The organism is Pseudomonas sp. B424, from assembly GCF_055408345.1.
Genome location: NZ_JBUZTL010000026.1, coordinates 39408 through 55098 on the forward strand (window position 1 = coordinate 39408; position 15691 = coordinate 55098).

The following is a 15691-nucleotide window of genomic DNA, read 5'->3' on the forward strand; positions in this document are numbered from 1 at the left end:
TTCAATCCCCCAACGGCAGGCAGTCGTCGCCGCCACGATAGTCGTCCAGTGCCAGTTTGATCCGGCGCAAGCGCTCCTGATTGGCCTCGGGCATCGACAGCGCCAGCTCGGTGGCGAGCACGTCAATGGCCAGCAACATGCCGTAACGGGCAGCGGTGGGCTTGTAGATAAAGCTGGTTTCCACGCCTTGCAGCGCCAGCACCACATCTGCCAGCTCAGCCAGCGGCGAGTCGGGCCGGGTGATCGCGATCACCTTGGCGCCATAGTTGTGGGCCAGCTTGACCGCCTCGATCAGCTCCGGGGTCTGCCCCGTCAAAGAACACACAATAACGGCGTGTTCCGCCCCGAGGGTCGCAGCCACCACCCGCATCATCACGGCGTCGCGGCAGGCGGCGATGGGGTAACCCAGCCGCACGAGGCGCACCTGCAATTCATCGCTGCACACACTGGAACAACCGCCCATGCCGAACGCGTGAATCATCCGCGCCTCGCTCAGCACCCGCACCGCATCGGCAAATCGTTCACCGTTGAAACCGGCCAGATGCTCATGCAGCGTCGATTCGATATCCCCCACGATCTGGCGAAAAAACGCCGATTGCTCAGGCATGCTCGCGCTGTCCAGAAAGCGGTTACCCACCCCGCTGGCCTGGGCCAATTGCAGGCGCAGGTCACGCAAGTCGCGGCAACCAACGCTGCGGGCAAAGCGCGACAAGGTGGCACTGCTGACCTCGGCCCGCAGCGCCAGTTCGTCGAGGCTGGCGCTCGCGGCAAAGCCGATGTCGCTGAGCATCAGCCGGGCGATGCGCGCTTCGGCGGCGCTGAAGGTGTCCTGGCGAACGCGAATTTGATACAGGATGTCCATTTAAATCAGCTCTGAAAGGATCAGGACAAAACCAAACGCCACCACGGAAATCAGGGTTTCCAGCACCGTCCAGGTTTTGAAGGTTTGGGCGACGGTCATATTGAAGTATTCCTTCACCAGCCAGAAGCCGCCGTCGTTCACGTGGGAAAAAATCACCGAGCCAGCGCCCGTGGCCAGCACCAATAATTCCGGGTGCGGATAACCCAGGCCAATCGCCACCGGCGCCACAACCCCCGAGGCGGTGGTCATGGCGACGGTGGCCGAGCCGGTGGCGATACGCATCAGCGCGGCAAACACCCAGCCCATAAACAGCGGCGACAATTGAAAATCCTGGGCCAGACCGACAATTTCAGTGGTCACCCCCGAGTCGATCAGAATCCGGTTCAGGCCACCGCCCGCGCCCACCAGCAACGTGATGCTCGCCGTTGGCGCCAGGCACTCGTTGGTGAACTTGAGGATCGATTCGCGGCTAAAGCCCTGGGCCAGGCCCAAGGTCCAGAAGCTGACCACAGTGGCGATCAGCAGTGCCATCACCGAGTTGCCGATGAACTGCAAAAACTGGTTGAAGCCGCTGCCCGGGGTGGAAATCAGGTCAGCCCAGCCGCCGATCAGCATCAGCACCACCGGCAACAGGATCGTGCCCAGGGTGATGCTGCAACTCGGCAGGCGTGTGCGGGGTTCGCGGTTGATAAATTGTTTTTCCAGCGGGTTCTCGGCAGGCAACTGAATGCGCGGCACGATGAATTTGGCGAACAGCGGCCCGGCGATGATCGCCGTGGGAATACCGATCAGAATCGCGTACATCAGGGTTTGCCCAACGGACGCCTGATACGCCTGCACCGCCAGCATCGCCGCCGGGTGCGGTGGCACCAGGGCGTGCACCACGGACAAACCGGCCACCATCGGCAAACCGACCATCAGCACCGACACCCCGACCCGGCGCGCAACGGTGAAGGCAATCGGCACCAGCAATACAAAACCGACTTCAAAAAACAGCGGCAAGCCCACCAGGAACGCGATGCAGACCATGGCCCAGTGCGCGTTGCGCTCACCGAAGCGGTCAATCAAGGTGCGCGCCACCTGCTCGGCGCCCCCCGACTCGGCCATCATCTTGCCGAGCATCGTGCCCAGCGCGACCACCAGCGCAATATGCCCCAGGGTTTTGCCGACACCGCCCTCATAAGCCCCCATCACACTGCCTGCAGGCATGCCCGCCATCAGGCCCAGCCCGATGGAAACCAGGGTGATGACGATAAACGGGTTGATCTTGTAGCGCGCGATCAGAACGATCAGCGCAATGATGGCAATGGCGGCGTACAGCAGCAGCCCGTAGCCCGACGATGGCGTCATACGAGGTTCCCCCGGCAATATTTTTTGAGTTCTTGTGAAACTCAAAAAGCATTACCGAAGGCTATTTTCAATCTTTATGAAAATTACTTTCGCAAACCGGTATGTGCTGTCGCGTTCAGGTATGAGCGACAGTCAAAAATGAAAATCGCGGGAGTGGATTTACATCGCTCTGCGGGAGCGGGCCTGCTCCGCGTGATGCCAGACACACCGCGACGCCGGCATCGCGAGCAAGCCCGCTCCCACCGGTTATTCGTGATGCACACGGGCGCGCTTGAGCAACTTCTTGCTGCGCTCGGACAAATGCAGCACCCGCAGATGCTTGCCCGCCTTGCGATAGCGCTCGCGCAGGGTGTCCAGCGCCGCGATGGCCGAGTAATCCATGAAGTTCAGGTGGCGGCAATCCAGCGTCACCTGAGCCGGATCGCTGGCCGGGTCGAACTGTTTGAGAAACGCCGTAGTGGACGCAAAAAACAGCGTGCCATGCACGCGGTAAAGCTTGCTGCCATCACTCTGCAAATCCGCGTCGGCATACAGCTGGCGCGCCTGCTGCCAGGCAAAGTTGAGCGCCGCAATAATCACCCCGCACATCACCGCCACTGCCAGGTCGGTGAGCACGGTAATCACCGTCACCGCGATGATCACCAGCACATCGTTCAGCGGCACCTTGTTCAGCACCCGCAAAGAGGCCCAGGCGAAGGTCTGCTGCGAAACCACAAACATCACGCCCACCAGCGCCGCCAACGGGATACGTTCGATAAACGGCGACAGAAACAGCACGAACAGCAAAATCATCACCCCGGCCGTGATGCCGGACAGGCGACCCCGCCCACCGGAGCTGAGGTTGACCACGGTTTGCCCGATCATCGCGCAACCGCCCATGCCGCCGAACACCCCCGACACCATGTTTGCGGCGCCCAGTGCCACGCACTCGCGGTCCGGGTAGCCACGGCTTTCGGTGATCTCGTCCGTCAGGTTCAACGTCAGCAGGGTCTCCAGCAGACCGACCACTGCCATTACGATGGCGTAGGGCGCGATGATGTACAGGGTTTCCAGGGTCCAGGGAATCTGCGGCAGGCTAAAGGTCGGCAAGCCGCCAGCAATGTGCGCCATGTCGCCCAGGGTGCGGGTCGGCAGGCCCAGCAGGTAAACCGCCAGGCCAACGCCCAGAATCGCCACCAGTGCAGGCGGCGCAGCGCGGGTCAGGCGCGGCAACAGATAGACGATGGCCATGGTCAGCGCCACCAGCCCGACCATCATGTACAGCGCCATGCCACTGAGCCAGGTGTCCCCGTCCTTGAAGTGGTCCAGTTGCGCCATGGCAATCACGATCGCCAGACCGTTGACGAAACCGAGCATCACCGGGTGCGGCACCATGCGCACCAATTTGCCGAGTTTGAGCAGACCGAACGCCAGCATGATCACCCCGCCCAGCAGCACGGTCGCCAGCAAGTACTGCACACCGTGTTGCACCACCAGCGCGACGATCACCACGGCCATGGACCCGGCTGCACCGGAGACCATGCCCGGCCGCCCGCCGAACAGCGCGGTGAGAGTGCAAATGATAAACGCGCCGTACAGGCCCATCAGCGGGTTGAGATGGGCCACCAGCGCGAATGCGATGCACTCGGGCAAAAGGGCGAACGACGTCGTGAGCCCGGCCAGGACATCAGCGCGCAGACGTTTGAGTTTCATGGTTTACCTAAAATTCGGGACTGGATAAACGGAGGGAGTAACAAGCAGCAGATGGTAACAAATTGTGCAGGCTATAAAACCATTGTGGGAGCGAGCCTGCTCGCGAAGATCCTTAAGGAGACTTTCGCGAGCAGGCTCGCTCCCACACTTGAGTTCACACCGGTGACGCGCTTATTTCACCACCATGCCAACCCCACGGCCACGGGGATCGGAGGCGGTTTCAAGCTGGGTGCCGTTCACGCGGATGGCCTGGATATCGCCCATGTTCCAGCCCTGATCTTCCAGGGTGTAACCCATGGCTTTGAGCTCATCGGCCACTTTGCCGGTCAGCGGCGCATAAGCGTCGAAATAGATGGTGTCTTTAGGCAGCAACTGGTGATGCACACGCTGTGCAGCCACGGCTTTTTCCAGCGGCAGGTTGTAGTCGTAGATGTTGTTCAGCACCTGGAAAATCGAGGTGAAAATCCGCGAACCACCCGGAGTACCCAGCACCAGCGTGACCTGACCATCGCGGGTCACCAGGCTCGGGCTCATGGACGACAGCATGCGCTTGCCCGGTTCGATGGCGTTGGCATTGCCGCCCACCACACCAAAGGCGTTGGCCACGCCCGGCTTGGAGCTGAAGTCATCCATTTCGTCGTTCAGCAAAAAGCCTGCGCCTTTAACTACAACGCCGCTGCCGTAATCCCAGTTCAGGGTGTAGGTGTTGCTGACGGCGTTGCCCTGTTTGTCGACGATGGAGAAGTGCGTGGTCTGATGCGGTTCCAGGCCCGGCTTGATATTGGCCGTCGGCGAAATCGCTTTCGGGTTGACCTCTTTCGCACGCTTGGCGATGTAGGCCGGGTCGGTCAGTTCTGCCACCGGCATCTTGCCGAAGTCCGGGTCGCCGAGGTAATCGGCACGGTCAGCGAATACGCGCTTTTCAATTTCAGCCAGCAAGTGGATATAGGGTGCGGAGTTCAGCTCAACACCCTTGAAGTCTGCCGCACGGTCTTCCTTGATACCGATCAACTGCGCCAGCGCGATCCCGCCCGAGCTTGGCAGCGGCGCGGTGTACAGGGTATTGCCACGGAAATCCACACGCATCGGCTCACGTCAGTTGACCTTGTACTCGTTGAGGTCTTCTTTGGTGATCAGGCCTTTGTCCTGCTGCATTTGTGCAACCAGCAGATCCGCGGTCTGGCCGTGGTAGAACTCTTTGGCGCCCTGGTCGGCGATGCGCTCCAGGGTCTTGGCCAGCTCCGGTTGCTTGAAGGTTTCGCCGGGCTTCATGGTGCCAAAGTAGTCGCTGAAGTTGGTGGTGCCGTTAAACAGCGCCAGCGCATCTTCGCGGTACTGGTATTGCTGGTCGGCCACCTTGAAACCGTTTTTGGCGTAACCCACGGCCGGGGTCAGCAACTCGGCCCACGGCAACTTGCCAAAGCGCTGGTGCGCTTCCCACAAGCCCATCACCGTACCGGGCACGCCTGCGGCGCGAGTGCCCACCAGGCTCAGGTTTTCGATGATTTCGCCTTTGTCATTGAGGTACATATCGCGGGTAGCGGCTTTGGGGGCCGTTTCGCGGTAGTCCAGGAAGTAGGGTTTGCCGTCGATGTACATCGTCATGAAACCGCCGCCGCCGATGTTGCCGGCCTCGGGGTAAGTCACTGCCAGGGTGAAGGCGGTGGCCACTGCGGCGTCTACGGCGTTACCGCCTTTTTTAAGGATTTGTGCCGCAACTTCGGCACCGTATTGATCCGGGGCGGCAACGGCGCCGCCGTCCAGCGTGACGGCAAAAGCTGAAGAACTGGCCGCGATGGCAGCCGTCAAGGCCAGGGTTTTGAACCATACAACACGCATTGCAACTTCCTTTTGTTTTTGTAGGACGATGCTGAACCTTGTCTGATTTCAGAAACGTTTTCAAACAACAAAAGTAAAAGTGCGAAGGAGTATGCAAAGTGCGGGAGCCCGCTCCCACAAGGTTTATCCCCTGAAGTCGCAAATCGCATAGCTGGCCAGCTTGTCCTGGATAAAGTCCAGAAAACACTGAATACGCAGCGCCAGTTGCGAGTTGCGGTAGTACACGGCGTTGATCGGCTGGCGGTAGCCGCTGTTGAATTCGCCCAGCACTACCTGCAGGCGCCCGGCGTTGATGTCTTCAACGGTCATGAAGTGCGACAGGCAGGCGATGCCCTGCCCTTGCAGCGCCAAATGCCGGACCGTCTCGCCACTGGAGGCGCTGATGGCAGGCTGGATGGGCCAGCGATCACCCTGTGCATAACGCAGCGGCCACTGGTTGAGGCCATCGTTCTGGGTAAACCCGATCAGGGTGTGGCTGGCCAGATCGGCAACGCTGGCGGGTGCGCCGCATCGGGCGATGTAGTCGGGGCTGGCGAGGATGTTCAGCGGGCTGCAACCCAGGGAGCGGGCGTGCAAGGTGGAGTCGGCCAGGGTGCCGATGCGAATCGCGATGTCGGTGCTCTGCTCCAGCAAGTCAATGATCAGGTCGTTGCTGTTGAGTTCCAGCTGGATCTCGGGGTACAGCGCCCGGAACTCGGGGAGGTACGGCACGATGGCATGCAACATGAAGGGCGAGGCGGCATTGATGCGCAGGCGCCCGGACGGGGTGCGCTGGTGTGAGATCAGGCGCTCTTCAAGCTCGTCCATTTGCTCAAGGATCAGCTTGGCCCGCTCGAAGAAAAACTTGCCCTCTTCTGTCAGGTCCATGCGCCGCGTTGTGCGGTTGATCAAAGTGGTTTCGAGCTTGGCCTCCAGCCGTGACAGCGTGCGGCTGACGGCGGAAGGTGTTTGCCCTGCTTGTTCGGCGGCGGCGGAAATCGAGCCGCACTCAATCACCGAAACAAAAATTTGCAGCTCATCGGATCTGGCTTTCACGCGTGCCCCTCGTTGGTGATGACCCTAGAGTAGCCTCGTCAGCGGCTACAGAGAGACTAACGCGGGAGCGAGCCAGCTCGCGAAGATTATTCGCGGGCTGGCTCGCTCCCGCATGGGGTCCAGACCGATAACAGACTATCTACAGGGCTCAGGCGTTGAGGCCGAACACTTCAGTCAAATGCTGCTCATAACGGCCGGCGTCGACTTCGGGTTGCGGGCGCTTCATCACGTCAACACACAGGAAGGTCGGCAAGCCGGTCATGCCCAGGAACTCATTGGCTTTGTGGAACGGAAAGTACACCGCGTCCACACCTTTGCCTTCAAAGAAGTCGGCCGGGTCGTCAAACGCTTGCTGCGGAGCGTTCCAGGTCAGCGACAACATGTACTGCTTGCCCTGGATCAAACCACCGCTGCCGTAGCGCTGCGAAGCATCGGAGCGGGTGCGGCCGTCGCTGGCGTACAGCTTGCCGTGGCCTTCGGTGAAGACTTCGTCGATGTATTTTTTAACGATCCACGGCGCCCCCATCCACCAGCCCGGCATTTGGTAAATGATCACGTCCGCCCACAGGTATTTTTCGACTTCTTCGGCGATGTCGTAGCCTTCGTCGATGTGGGTCACTTTGACTTCAAAGCCCTGACGGTCAAAGAACGCCAGTGCGGTGTCGTGCATGGTCAGGTTGTAGCGACCATCGGAGTGGGCAAATTTTTTCGCGCCGTTAAGCAAAAGTACTTTTTTCATCATCAGCCTCCAGGGGGTAAACCCTCAGCGCTGTTGAGCGGCATGGGGGGGTTCAAAAACATGCCGGCAGAATATCGATCTGCCTGTGTAAGAAAAACCCGTGATGAGTCAAATGACCTTTGCTTCAAATGCACGAATATAGTTTTGATTGTTGCCTGTGGTTATCCCCTGTATGCCTGCGTTTTTTGCGGGAGTAAGATCCCGGTCTGCTGACACCCGCTGCCACAGCGCGAGTGATTCCGATCAACACTGAAAACAACAACGAACAGGGCACCCGATGGCTGACGACAACTCTCCCCCGGTCACACTCAAACGCGGTTTGAAGAATCGCCATATCCAGCTGATCGCCTTGGGCGGCGCCATCGGCACGGGCCTGTTCCTGGGCTCGGCGGGCGTACTCAAGTCGGCCGGGCCGTCGATGATCCTGGGCTATGCGATTGCCGGTTTTATCGCGTTCCTGATCATGCGCCAGCTGGGCGAGATGATTGTCGAAGAGCCGGTGGCCGGCTCCTTCAGCCACTTCGCCCACAAGTACTGGGGCGGCTACGCGGGCTTCCTGTCGGGCTGGAACTATTGGGTGCTGTACGTGCTGGTGGGCATGGCCGAGCTGACGGCGGTGGGCAAGTACATCCAGTTCTGGTGGCCCGAGGTGCCGACCTGGGTCAGTGCGGTGGTGTTCTTTGTGCTGGTGAACCTGATCAACACGCTGAACGTGAAGGTCTTCGGCGAGATGGAGTTCTGGTTCGCGATCATCAAGGTGGTGGCGATCATCGGCATGATCGTGCTCGGCTGCTACCTGCTGATCAGCGGCACCGGCGGCTCGCAAGCGTCGTTCAGTAACCTGTGGAGCCACGGCGGGTTTTTCCCCAACGGCGGCACCGGGCTACTGATGGCCATGGCCTTTATCATGTTTTCCTTCGGTGGCCTGGAGCTGGTGGGCATCACCGCCGCCGAGGCCAGCGAGCCGAAAAAAGTGATCCCCAAGGCTATCAACCAGGTGGTGTACCGGATTCTGATTTTCTATGTGGGCGCACTGACCGTACTGCTGGCGCTGTACCCGTGGGATCAGTTGCTGGTCACCCTGGGCGCCGGTGGCGATGCCTACGGCAGCAGCCCGTTTGTACAAATTTTTGCCTTGATCGGCAGCGATACCGCAGCGCAGATCCTCAACTTTGTGGTGCTGACCGCCGCGCTGTCGGTCTACAACAGCGGCGTGTACTGCAACAGCCGCATGCTCTTTGGCCTGGCCGAACAGGGTGATGCGCCAAAAGCGCTGATGAAGCTGACCAAAAATGGCGTTCCATTGCGCGCACTGGGCGTGTCGGCGCTGGTGACGTTGCTGTGTGTGGTGGTCAACTATGTGGCGCCGCACAAGGCGCTGGAGCTGCTGTTTGCGCTGGTGGTTGCGTCGCTGATGATCAACTGGGCGCTGATCAGCCTCACCCATATCAAGTTCCGCAAGGCCATGGCGGTACAAGGCGTAACGCCTTCGTTCAAGGCGTTCTGGTTCCCGTTCAGCAATGTGCTGTGCCTGGTGTTTATGGCCGTGATCGTCTCGGTGATCTGGATGATCCCCGATGTCCGCGCCTCGGTGTATGCGATCCCGGTGTGGTTGCTGATCATCTACGGGTTCTACCGTTTGCGCCTGAGCAAAGGCCAGGCGCTGGCCAACACGCACTAAGCAGGGTGTGAACTCAACTGTAGGAGCGAGCCTGCTCGCGAAGACCGTTCGCGAGCAGGCTCGCTCCCACTGAAGAGTTGCGCATTCGGGTCACTGGGTGTCGGAACCAGGCATCTGCCAGAGCAGCGCCCCGGTTAGGGTGGGTTTCGATAACCCATCACCGGAGGTCTTATGTCTGCGCCAATCACCGTGCTTCGCGACACCCATCCCCTGCCCGTGCTCGATGCCTGCAAATGGGAAAAGCTTGAAGGCGACCCGCATACCGTCAACCTCAACGCTTACACCAGCGAAGACGGCAGCAAGATCATGGGCACGTGGATTTGCACGCCCGGCAAGTGGTACGTGGAGTATGTGAAGTGGGAATACTGCGACTTCCGCGAGGGGTATTGCATCATCACCCCTGAGGGCAAAGAACCGATCCATCTGCGGGCCGGGGATATCTTTATCGTGGAGCCGGGCATGAAAGGCACGTGGGAAGTGGTCGAAACCGTGCGCAAGTATTTCGTGTTCGCCTGATTTTACCCACGCAAAAAACCGGGAATCCGCCCGACGCGGATTCCCGGAAAAGCCCTATTCGGGCTTGCGATAGCTATTGATGATGGCCGAGAAGTCTTTGCCGCCTTCGCCGCGCAAACTCATCGCCTGATACAACTGTTGTGCCACGGCGCCCATCACTACAGGTTGATGGGCCTGGCGTGCTGCTTCAGTGGCCAGCCCCAGATCCTTGAGCATCAGCTCGGCGCCAAAGCCGCCGGTATAGCCGCGCGATGCAGGGGCCGTTGCAACAATGCCCGGCCACGGGTTGTACACCTCGGAACTCCAGCAGCGGCCGGTGGAGCTGTTGATCACCCCGGCCAGCACTTCGCTGTCGATACCCAGTGCCGCGCCCAATGCCATGGCTTCACTGACGCCCACCATTGAAATCCCGAGCAGCAGGTTGTTGCAGATTTTAGCCACTTGGCCGGTGCCCACATCCCCGCAATGGACTATGTTGCGACCCATTTGTGCGAGTACCGGGTGCAGGGTGTCGAACAGGGCCTGGCTGGCGCCGACCATGAAGGTCAAGGTGCCGGCCTGTGCGCCACCGGTGCCGCCGGACACCGGCGCATCGGCCATGTGCACGCCTTGTTTGGCGGCTGCGGCGGCCACGTCGCGGGCGGTCTGCGGGTCGATGGTGCTGCAATCCACCGCTGGCACGCCTTGGTCGATGCCCGCCAGCACCCCGTCTTCACCCAGCCACACGCTGCGCACATGGGCAGCAGCGGGGAGCATGGTGATCACCAGTTCGGTGCCTTTGGTGGCCTCGCGGGGCGAAGTGCTGATCTGGCCGCCCAGGGCTGCCAGTTCGGCCAGAATGTCTTTGTTCAGGTCAAACAGGTTCAGCGAATGCCCGGCCTTGATCAGGTTGCGCGCCATTGGCGCGCCCATGTTGCCCAGGCCAATAAATGCGATGTTCATGGTGTGTGCCCTCAACGAAGATGGATGGTGGTGTTAACGCCATCATTCACGCTTTCATCATCGAACCAGCGACTGGTGACGGTCTTGGTTTGAGTATAGAACTGCACCACTTGCTTGCCGTACGGACCAAGATCGCCGAGTTTCGAACCACGGGAGCCGGTGAAGCTGAAGAATGGAACCGGCACAGGAATCGGAATGTTGATACCGACCTGCCCCACATCGATTTCAGTCTGGAACTTGCGTGCCGCCGCGCCACTTTGGGTAAACAGGCCGGTGCCGTTGCCGAACGGGTTGGCGTTGACCAGCGCGATGGCCTGGTCGAGGGTATCGACTGCAATCACCACCAGCACCGGGCCAAAGATTTCCTGGGTGTAGATTTGCATGTCGGTGGTAACGCCTGAAAACAGGGTCGGGCCGATAAAGTTGCCTTGCTCAAACCCCGGGACCTTGACGTTACGGCCGTCCAGCTCAAGCACCGCGCCTTCTTTGATCCCGCTTTCAATCAGTCCCAGCACGCGCTCTTTCGCACGCTTGGAGATCACCGGGCCCACGTCGGTGCCCGCCTCGCTGCCGGCATTGACCTTGAGTTGTTGCGCCAGCGCCTTGAGGTCCGGCAACCACTGCTTGGCCGCGCCCACCAGCACCACAACCGAAGTGGCCATGCAGCGTTGACCGGCAGCGCCAAAACCTGCGCCAACCAGTGCGTTGAGGGTTTGTTGACGGTTGGCATCAGGCAGCACCACGGCGTGGTTTTTGGCGCCCATCATCGACTGCACGCGTTTGCCGTGGCGGCCTGCCAGGTCATAGACGTGGGTGCCGACAGCGGTTGAACCGACAAACGAAACGGCCTTGATATCTTTATGGGTGCAAAGTGCGTCCACGACGTCCTTGCCGCCGTGCACCACGTTCAGCACGCCCGGCGGAACCCCGGCCTCCATCGCCAGTTCGACCAGCATCAGGGTCGACAGCGGGTCTTGCTCGGAAGGCTTGAGCACGAAGGTGTTACCGCAGGCGATGGCCATCGGGAACATCCACAGCGGGATCATGGCCGGGAAGTTAAAAGGCGTGATCCCTGCGCAGACGCCGATCGGTTGGCGCAAGGTGTAGGTATCCACCCCGCCTGCTACGTTTTCAGCGAATTCACCCATCTGTAACGTGCCGATGGAGCACGCGTGCTCGACCACTTCCAGGCCGCGAAAAATATCGCCCTCGGCGTCGGCAATGGTTTTGCCTTGTTCAGCACTGAGGACGATGGCAATGCGCTTGGAGTGTTCGCGAATCAGCGCCTGCAGCTTGAGCATGATGCGCATCCGCGCGCCAATCGGCGTCAGCTTCCAGGTCTGGAAAGCGCGTTGGGCACTGGCGATGGCAGCGTCGACTTCCGAGGCGGTGGCAAACGGGACTTTGGCCAGCACTTGCTGAGTGGCCGGGTTGACGATGTCGTGCCACTCGGTGGTCTGCGACTCGACCCATTCGCCATCAATCAGTAAGCGGGCATTTTGGTACGGGGTGCTAGAAGCGCTCATGGAAGTCTCCGGAATTATTCTTGTGAGTACGGGCGTTGAGGGTCTGTTGGCGTTTCGGGTCGCGTGTCAAATTTCGCCAGGCTGCGTTGCAGGGCTTGAGAAGGGAACAACCATTCCCTTCGCCCTGCGCCTTGCCTGGCAAAATTTGACCCAGCGACGCGGCTCACAACGAAACGCCAACAACCCCTTAATTGGTCGCAGGACTGTTTTTGGAGTATAGGTGTGCGTTCTTCTAATAAGAACGCACATAAAAGCCGGTCTAACATGCAAAAAAACATCACATCGTTAAGCGCATTGAACTGGGACGACCTGAAATTTTTTCTTGAGGTGGCCCGCACCCGCAAAGCCAGCAGCGCTGCCAAACGGCTGTCGGTGGACTACACAACCGTGTCGCGGCGGATCAGCTCGCTGGAGGCCGCACTCGGGACTTTGCTGTTTGAAAAGTCGCGCACCAATGGCTTTACCCTGACCCCGGAAGGCCAACGTTTGCTGGGCTATGCCGAGTCGATCGAAAGCACGCTGCACATGGCCTGCGAGCAGGTTTCAGGGTCTGGCGTGGCGTTGTCGGGTCATGTGCGCATGGGCTGTACCGAGGGCTTCGGCAGTTTTTTCATCACCCCGCAGCTCAGCCATTTTGTGGACACCTACCCGGCCATTTCGGTGGATATCCTGCCGCTGCCGCATTTCATCAGCCTGTCCAAGCGCGAAGCGGATATCGTCATAGCCCTGGAGCGCCCGGAGCACGGGCCGTATGTGTGCTGCAAACTGTGCGACTACCGTTTGCAGCTGTTTGCGACCCAGGAATATCTGGACCAACACCCACCGATACGCCGTGCGGCTGATTTGTCGGAGCATACGTTTATCAGTTACGTGGACGATCTGGCGTTCAGTTCAGAGCTGCTGTACCTGGCCAATGTGCTGCCGGGCGCCAGCGCCAACCTGCGCAGCACCAGTGTGATTGCGCAATTCGTGGCGGCGCAGCAGGGGCGCTCGCTGGCGATTCTGCCGTGCTTCCTGGCAGCCCAGGACCCGCGTTTGCTGCCCGTGTTGCCGGATGAGATCAACCTTACGCGGCAGTTCTGGATGTACTGCCGGGAGGATCTGAGGAAGTTGAAACGCATCACCTTACTGTGGGATTACATCCGTTCAGTCACTGAGCAGAATCAGGCTCTGTTGATGGGTGAGACTCGCGAGATGCTGTTCGCCGACTAAGGATTTTCAAGGAATCAGGTGGTGGAATCGTAACGAGATGAGCAGACCTTTCCCAACAGTTTGTAACAGGAATTCGAACGTAACTTGCTAACACGCCGACGCTTGCATTTCGCCTCGCTCAATGGCGTCACCCCACTCATGCAGCCACAGACGACTTTTCATAACTTTTGAGAATCGTCCTGCAGACATACCAAACAACCGTGAAGTAGCGTCCTGTCGCATTTAAACGGCGAAACATGGATGGTCAATTTGCACAGGGGGTGTTATGGCGGCTAAAAATCTCTTCCCGAGTACTCTGGGATGTAATGGGATAGATGGCAACAGGCGACATGCAGAGGCGACAGAGGAAGCACAGACAGCTTGGGACAGAACACTGGCGGCGAATGCAAGGAACGAGCGGGAAGCTGACGCACGTAGGAATTCGATCAAGAAGCAGGATGAAGTGGCCTCACGTGGATGCGTCTTCGCCAAGAGCTGCAACCTTCCTGACGGTGTGATCGACCACAACGCTGGTGGATACATTCCTACTGACCTGATTAGCCAATATGGCGAGTTTGCCTTGCTGGGTGGCCGTGAAACGGATGCACAAGGAAACATTCCTCTCAAGAAAATCAGTGGCACCCTACCCGCCTCACTGGGAACACTTCTATTAGGCGGCGTTGCTACTGCCACCGCTGGCGGTGTGTCTTGTGGTGGTTTGTGTACGGCTGGCGCTGTGGCGTCCGGGGTTACGTCTGGTGTTGCTGCTGGTGCATTGACGGGAGTAGTTGCATTGCTGTGGCCATCCAGCTTGGGCGACAGCAGCCTATATACAGAAGAACAGCTCCAGTCGCTTAAAGAAGGACGTACACGTGTCCGATTAACCGTTGAGCAACAGGCCGATGGCACTTTGAAGGGATACGGGTACAACACCCAGAAGCGCCGCGACTGGGAAATGATTCCCGTAGTGCAGTTCGTTGCCCAAGGCTCCCAGCAAGTGGCTGACTTTGGTGGCGGTGTAACCTTGATATGGACCCCAGCAGCTGACCCGTCCAGCACCTTAGGGACTCCTGCGTTAGAAGGCGCACCACAGGCGCCACAGATTTGGATTTATCCGCCTACCGAACAGGCTGATAACATCATCGTCAGTCCGATTTACCCAGACGCGTACAAAGATTTCATTCTGGTGTTCCCGGCTGATTCTGGTGTGCAGCCGTTGTACATCGTTATCAGCGCCCGGTATTCACCGGGAATCGCAACGGGACGGGGTGAAGATGTGTTCGGCATCTGGCTTGCCGGAGCTGGCACAGGGTTAGGTGCTCCAATCCCTACCCGGATAGCGGACGTATTACGGGGGCGAGAGTTTAAGAGCTTCGATACTTTCAGGGCGGCATTCTGGAAGGCAGTAAGCAACGATCCTGAGCTATTTAGCCAACTGAGTGAGGACGATCAGGCGCGTGTGCTAACTGGGAACGCCCCTACTGTTCGATTCAGAGACTCGGTAGGCAAACGGGTCACCTATGAAATACACCACGTCGAGCTAATTAAAGATGGGGGGGCGGTGTACGACGCGGACAACCTAAGGGTGAATACCCCTCGAAACCACATTGACCTTCACAAGAAAAAGTAGGCACAGCATGGAAAACATTTCTGATTTCACCGAAGCCGAATTCATCGCTTTCATCAAAAACATACGTGTCGTCAACAAAGGCGGCACGGATGAAGAGCTTGGCGAGTTGCTTGAGAAATTCAGTCAGCTTGCAGGCCATCCCGACGGCTACGATTTGATTTTCCACCCAGAACCCGGTGCGGACAACTCTGCCGAAGGTGTCACCAAGACGGTGAAGGAATGGCGTGCTGCTGAGGGCTTACCGGGATTCAAAGACGAGTGACCGAGGGGCGATATTTTCCGAACATGACGGACACGCTACTGAAAAACAGCTTATCGGAGTACACCGAAGCCGAATTTATCAAGCTGCTGGAGAAACTCGCCAAGGAAGACGAAGAAGCCGAAAACGATGATCGTGCCGACTTACTCTTGTTGCACTTCGAGAAAGTAAGCGAACACCCAGCAGGGTCAGACTTGATCTACTACCCAGAGCCGGGAGCAGATAACTCCCCTGAGAGCGTGACGCAGATTGTGAAAGAATGGCGCGCTGCTAATGGCTTGCCGGGATTCAAGGACAATTGATTTCCAGTACCTGGCCCAACGTGTGACGATGCCACGGTGCGAAGCTACCGGGTAGTCCAGAATGCGGCGCTGTTGCAGGGTGAAACCCGGGGGATGAGATTTGTGGGGTGACCCATGCCCTCGTGGG

At 59.0% G+C, this 15691-nt stretch carries 13 protein-coding genes and 1 pseudogene; 6 read left to right on the plus strand and 8 right to left on the minus strand.

From position 1 onward, the window contains the following. Position 1: 1 nt before the first annotated feature. The 6 genes and pseudogenes from ACZRMS_RS22265 to mdaB form a co-directional block, all read right to left on the minus strand. A complete protein-coding gene (locus ACZRMS_RS22265) occupies positions 2 to 862 on the minus strand; it encodes a MurR/RpiR family transcriptional regulator (protein WP_463997097.1) in 861 nt (286 codons plus the stop codon). Next, complete coding sequence (locus tag ACZRMS_RS22270) at positions 863 to 2212, minus strand: GntT/GntP/DsdX family permease (protein WP_463997098.1); 1350 nt, start codon at positions 2210 to 2212, stop codon at positions 863 to 865. It lies immediately after the preceding gene. Positions 2213 to 2458: 246 nt separating this feature from the next. Then, on the minus strand, positions 2459 to 3904 hold the full coding sequence (locus ACZRMS_RS22275; RefSeq protein WP_463997099.1) for a SulP family inorganic anion transporter: 1446 nt from the start codon (positions 3902 to 3904) through the stop codon (positions 2459 to 2461). Between the two features lie 171 nt (positions 3905 to 4075). After that, a pseudogene (ggt, locus tag ACZRMS_RS22280) lies at positions 4076 to 5743 on the minus strand (gamma-glutamyltransferase). 123 nt (positions 5744 to 5866) lie between these two features. Next, positions 5867 to 6778, minus strand: coding sequence for a LysR substrate-binding domain-containing protein (locus ACZRMS_RS22285; protein WP_463997100.1), 912 nt, complete (start codon positions 6776 to 6778; stop codon positions 5867 to 5869). 148 nt (positions 6779 to 6926) lie between these two features. Beyond that, positions 6927 to 7517, minus strand: a complete 591-nt coding sequence (mdaB, locus tag ACZRMS_RS22290; protein ID WP_048362055.1) for an NADPH:quinone oxidoreductase MdaB — start codon at positions 7515 to 7517, stop codon at positions 6927 to 6929. A 277-nt stretch (positions 7518 to 7794) separates the two neighbouring features. Here mdaB and ACZRMS_RS22295 point away from each other — a divergent pair, with 277 nt between their 5' ends. Beyond that, positions 7795 to 9198: an amino acid permease gene (locus ACZRMS_RS22295; protein WP_463997101.1), complete on the plus strand. Its 1404-nt coding sequence runs from the start codon at positions 7795 to 7797 to the stop codon at positions 9196 to 9198. 171 nt (positions 9199 to 9369) lie between these two features. Further along, positions 9370 to 9714, plus strand: coding sequence for a cupin domain-containing protein (locus ACZRMS_RS22300; protein WP_048362053.1), 345 nt, complete (start codon positions 9370 to 9372; stop codon positions 9712 to 9714). A 54-nt stretch (positions 9715 to 9768) separates the two neighbouring features. On the opposite strand, the gene mmsB is transcribed toward ACZRMS_RS22300, so the two are convergent. Continuing rightward, positions 9769 to 10656 carry a 3-hydroxyisobutyrate dehydrogenase gene (mmsB, locus tag ACZRMS_RS22305; protein WP_463997102.1) on the minus strand — a complete coding sequence of 296 codons (888 nt, stop codon included), beginning with the start codon at positions 10654 to 10656 and terminating at the stop codon, positions 9769 to 9771. Between the two features lie 11 nt (positions 10657 to 10667). Continuing rightward, a complete protein-coding gene (locus tag ACZRMS_RS22310) occupies positions 10668 to 12182 on the minus strand; it encodes a CoA-acylating methylmalonate-semialdehyde dehydrogenase (RefSeq protein WP_463997103.1) in 1515 nt (504 codons plus the stop codon). Between the two features lie 264 nt (positions 12183 to 12446). Here ACZRMS_RS22310 and ACZRMS_RS22315 point away from each other — a divergent pair, with 264 nt between their 5' ends. The 4 genes from ACZRMS_RS22315 to ACZRMS_RS22330 all read left to right on the plus strand — a co-directional run bounded on the left by ACZRMS_RS22315 (position 12447) and on the right by ACZRMS_RS22330 (position 15564). Continuing rightward, entirely contained in the window at positions 12447 to 13394 is a 948-nt protein-coding gene (locus ACZRMS_RS22315; protein WP_463997104.1) for a LysR family transcriptional regulator, read from the plus strand. 265 nt (positions 13395 to 13659) lie between these two features. Then, positions 13660 to 15003: an S-type pyocin domain-containing protein gene (locus tag ACZRMS_RS22320; protein WP_463997105.1), complete on the plus strand. Its 1344-nt coding sequence runs from the start codon at positions 13660 to 13662 to the stop codon at positions 15001 to 15003. A gap of 7 nt (positions 15004 to 15010) precedes the next feature. Beyond that, positions 15011 to 15265 carry a bacteriocin immunity protein gene (locus ACZRMS_RS22325; protein WP_458508948.1) on the plus strand — a complete coding sequence of 85 codons (255 nt, stop codon included), beginning with the start codon at positions 15011 to 15013 and terminating at the stop codon, positions 15263 to 15265. A gap of 23 nt (positions 15266 to 15288) precedes the next feature. Beyond that, positions 15289 to 15564, plus strand: a complete 276-nt coding sequence (locus tag ACZRMS_RS22330) for a bacteriocin immunity protein (protein ID WP_463997106.1) — start codon at positions 15289 to 15291, stop codon at positions 15562 to 15564. The last annotated feature ends 127 nt before the right edge of the window (positions 15565 to 15691 follow it).

Excerpts from the sequence above, each read along its gene's own strand:
- ACZRMS_RS22265 (WP_463997097.1), bottom strand. The coding sequence starts at position 862 with ATGGACATCCTGTATCAAATTCGCGTTCGCCAGGACACCTTCAGCGCC.
- ACZRMS_RS22270 (WP_463997098.1), bottom strand. The coding sequence starts at position 2,212 with ATGACGCCATCGTCGGGCTACGGGCTGCTGCTGTACGCCGCCATTGCC.
- ACZRMS_RS22275 (WP_463997099.1), bottom strand. The coding sequence starts at position 3,904 with ATGAAACTCAAACGTCTGCGCGCTGATGTCCTGGCCGGGCTCACGACG.
- mdaB (WP_048362055.1), bottom strand. The coding sequence starts at position 7,517 with ATGAAAAAAGTACTTTTGCTTAACGGCGCGAAAAAATTTGCCCACTCC.
- ACZRMS_RS22295 (WP_463997101.1), top strand. The coding sequence starts at position 7,795 with ATGGCTGACGACAACTCTCCCCCGGTCACACTCAAACGCGGTTTGAAG.
- ACZRMS_RS22300 (WP_048362053.1), top strand. The coding sequence starts at position 9,370 with ATGTCTGCGCCAATCACCGTGCTTCGCGACACCCATCCCCTGCCCGTG.
- mmsB (WP_463997102.1), bottom strand. The coding sequence starts at position 10,656 with ATGAACATCGCATTTATTGGCCTGGGCAACATGGGCGCGCCAATGGCG.
- ACZRMS_RS22310 (WP_463997103.1), bottom strand. The coding sequence starts at position 12,182 with ATGAGCGCTTCTAGCACCCCGTACCAAAATGCCCGCTTACTGATTGAT.
- ACZRMS_RS22315 (WP_463997104.1), top strand. The coding sequence starts at position 12,447 with ATGCAAAAAAACATCACATCGTTAAGCGCATTGAACTGGGACGACCTG.
- ACZRMS_RS22320 (WP_463997105.1), top strand. The coding sequence starts at position 13,660 with ATGGCGGCTAAAAATCTCTTCCCGAGTACTCTGGGATGTAATGGGATA.
- ACZRMS_RS22325 (WP_458508948.1), top strand. The coding sequence starts at position 15,011 with ATGGAAAACATTTCTGATTTCACCGAAGCCGAATTCATCGCTTTCATC.
- ACZRMS_RS22330 (WP_463997106.1), top strand. The coding sequence starts at position 15,289 with ATGACGGACACGCTACTGAAAAACAGCTTATCGGAGTACACCGAAGCC.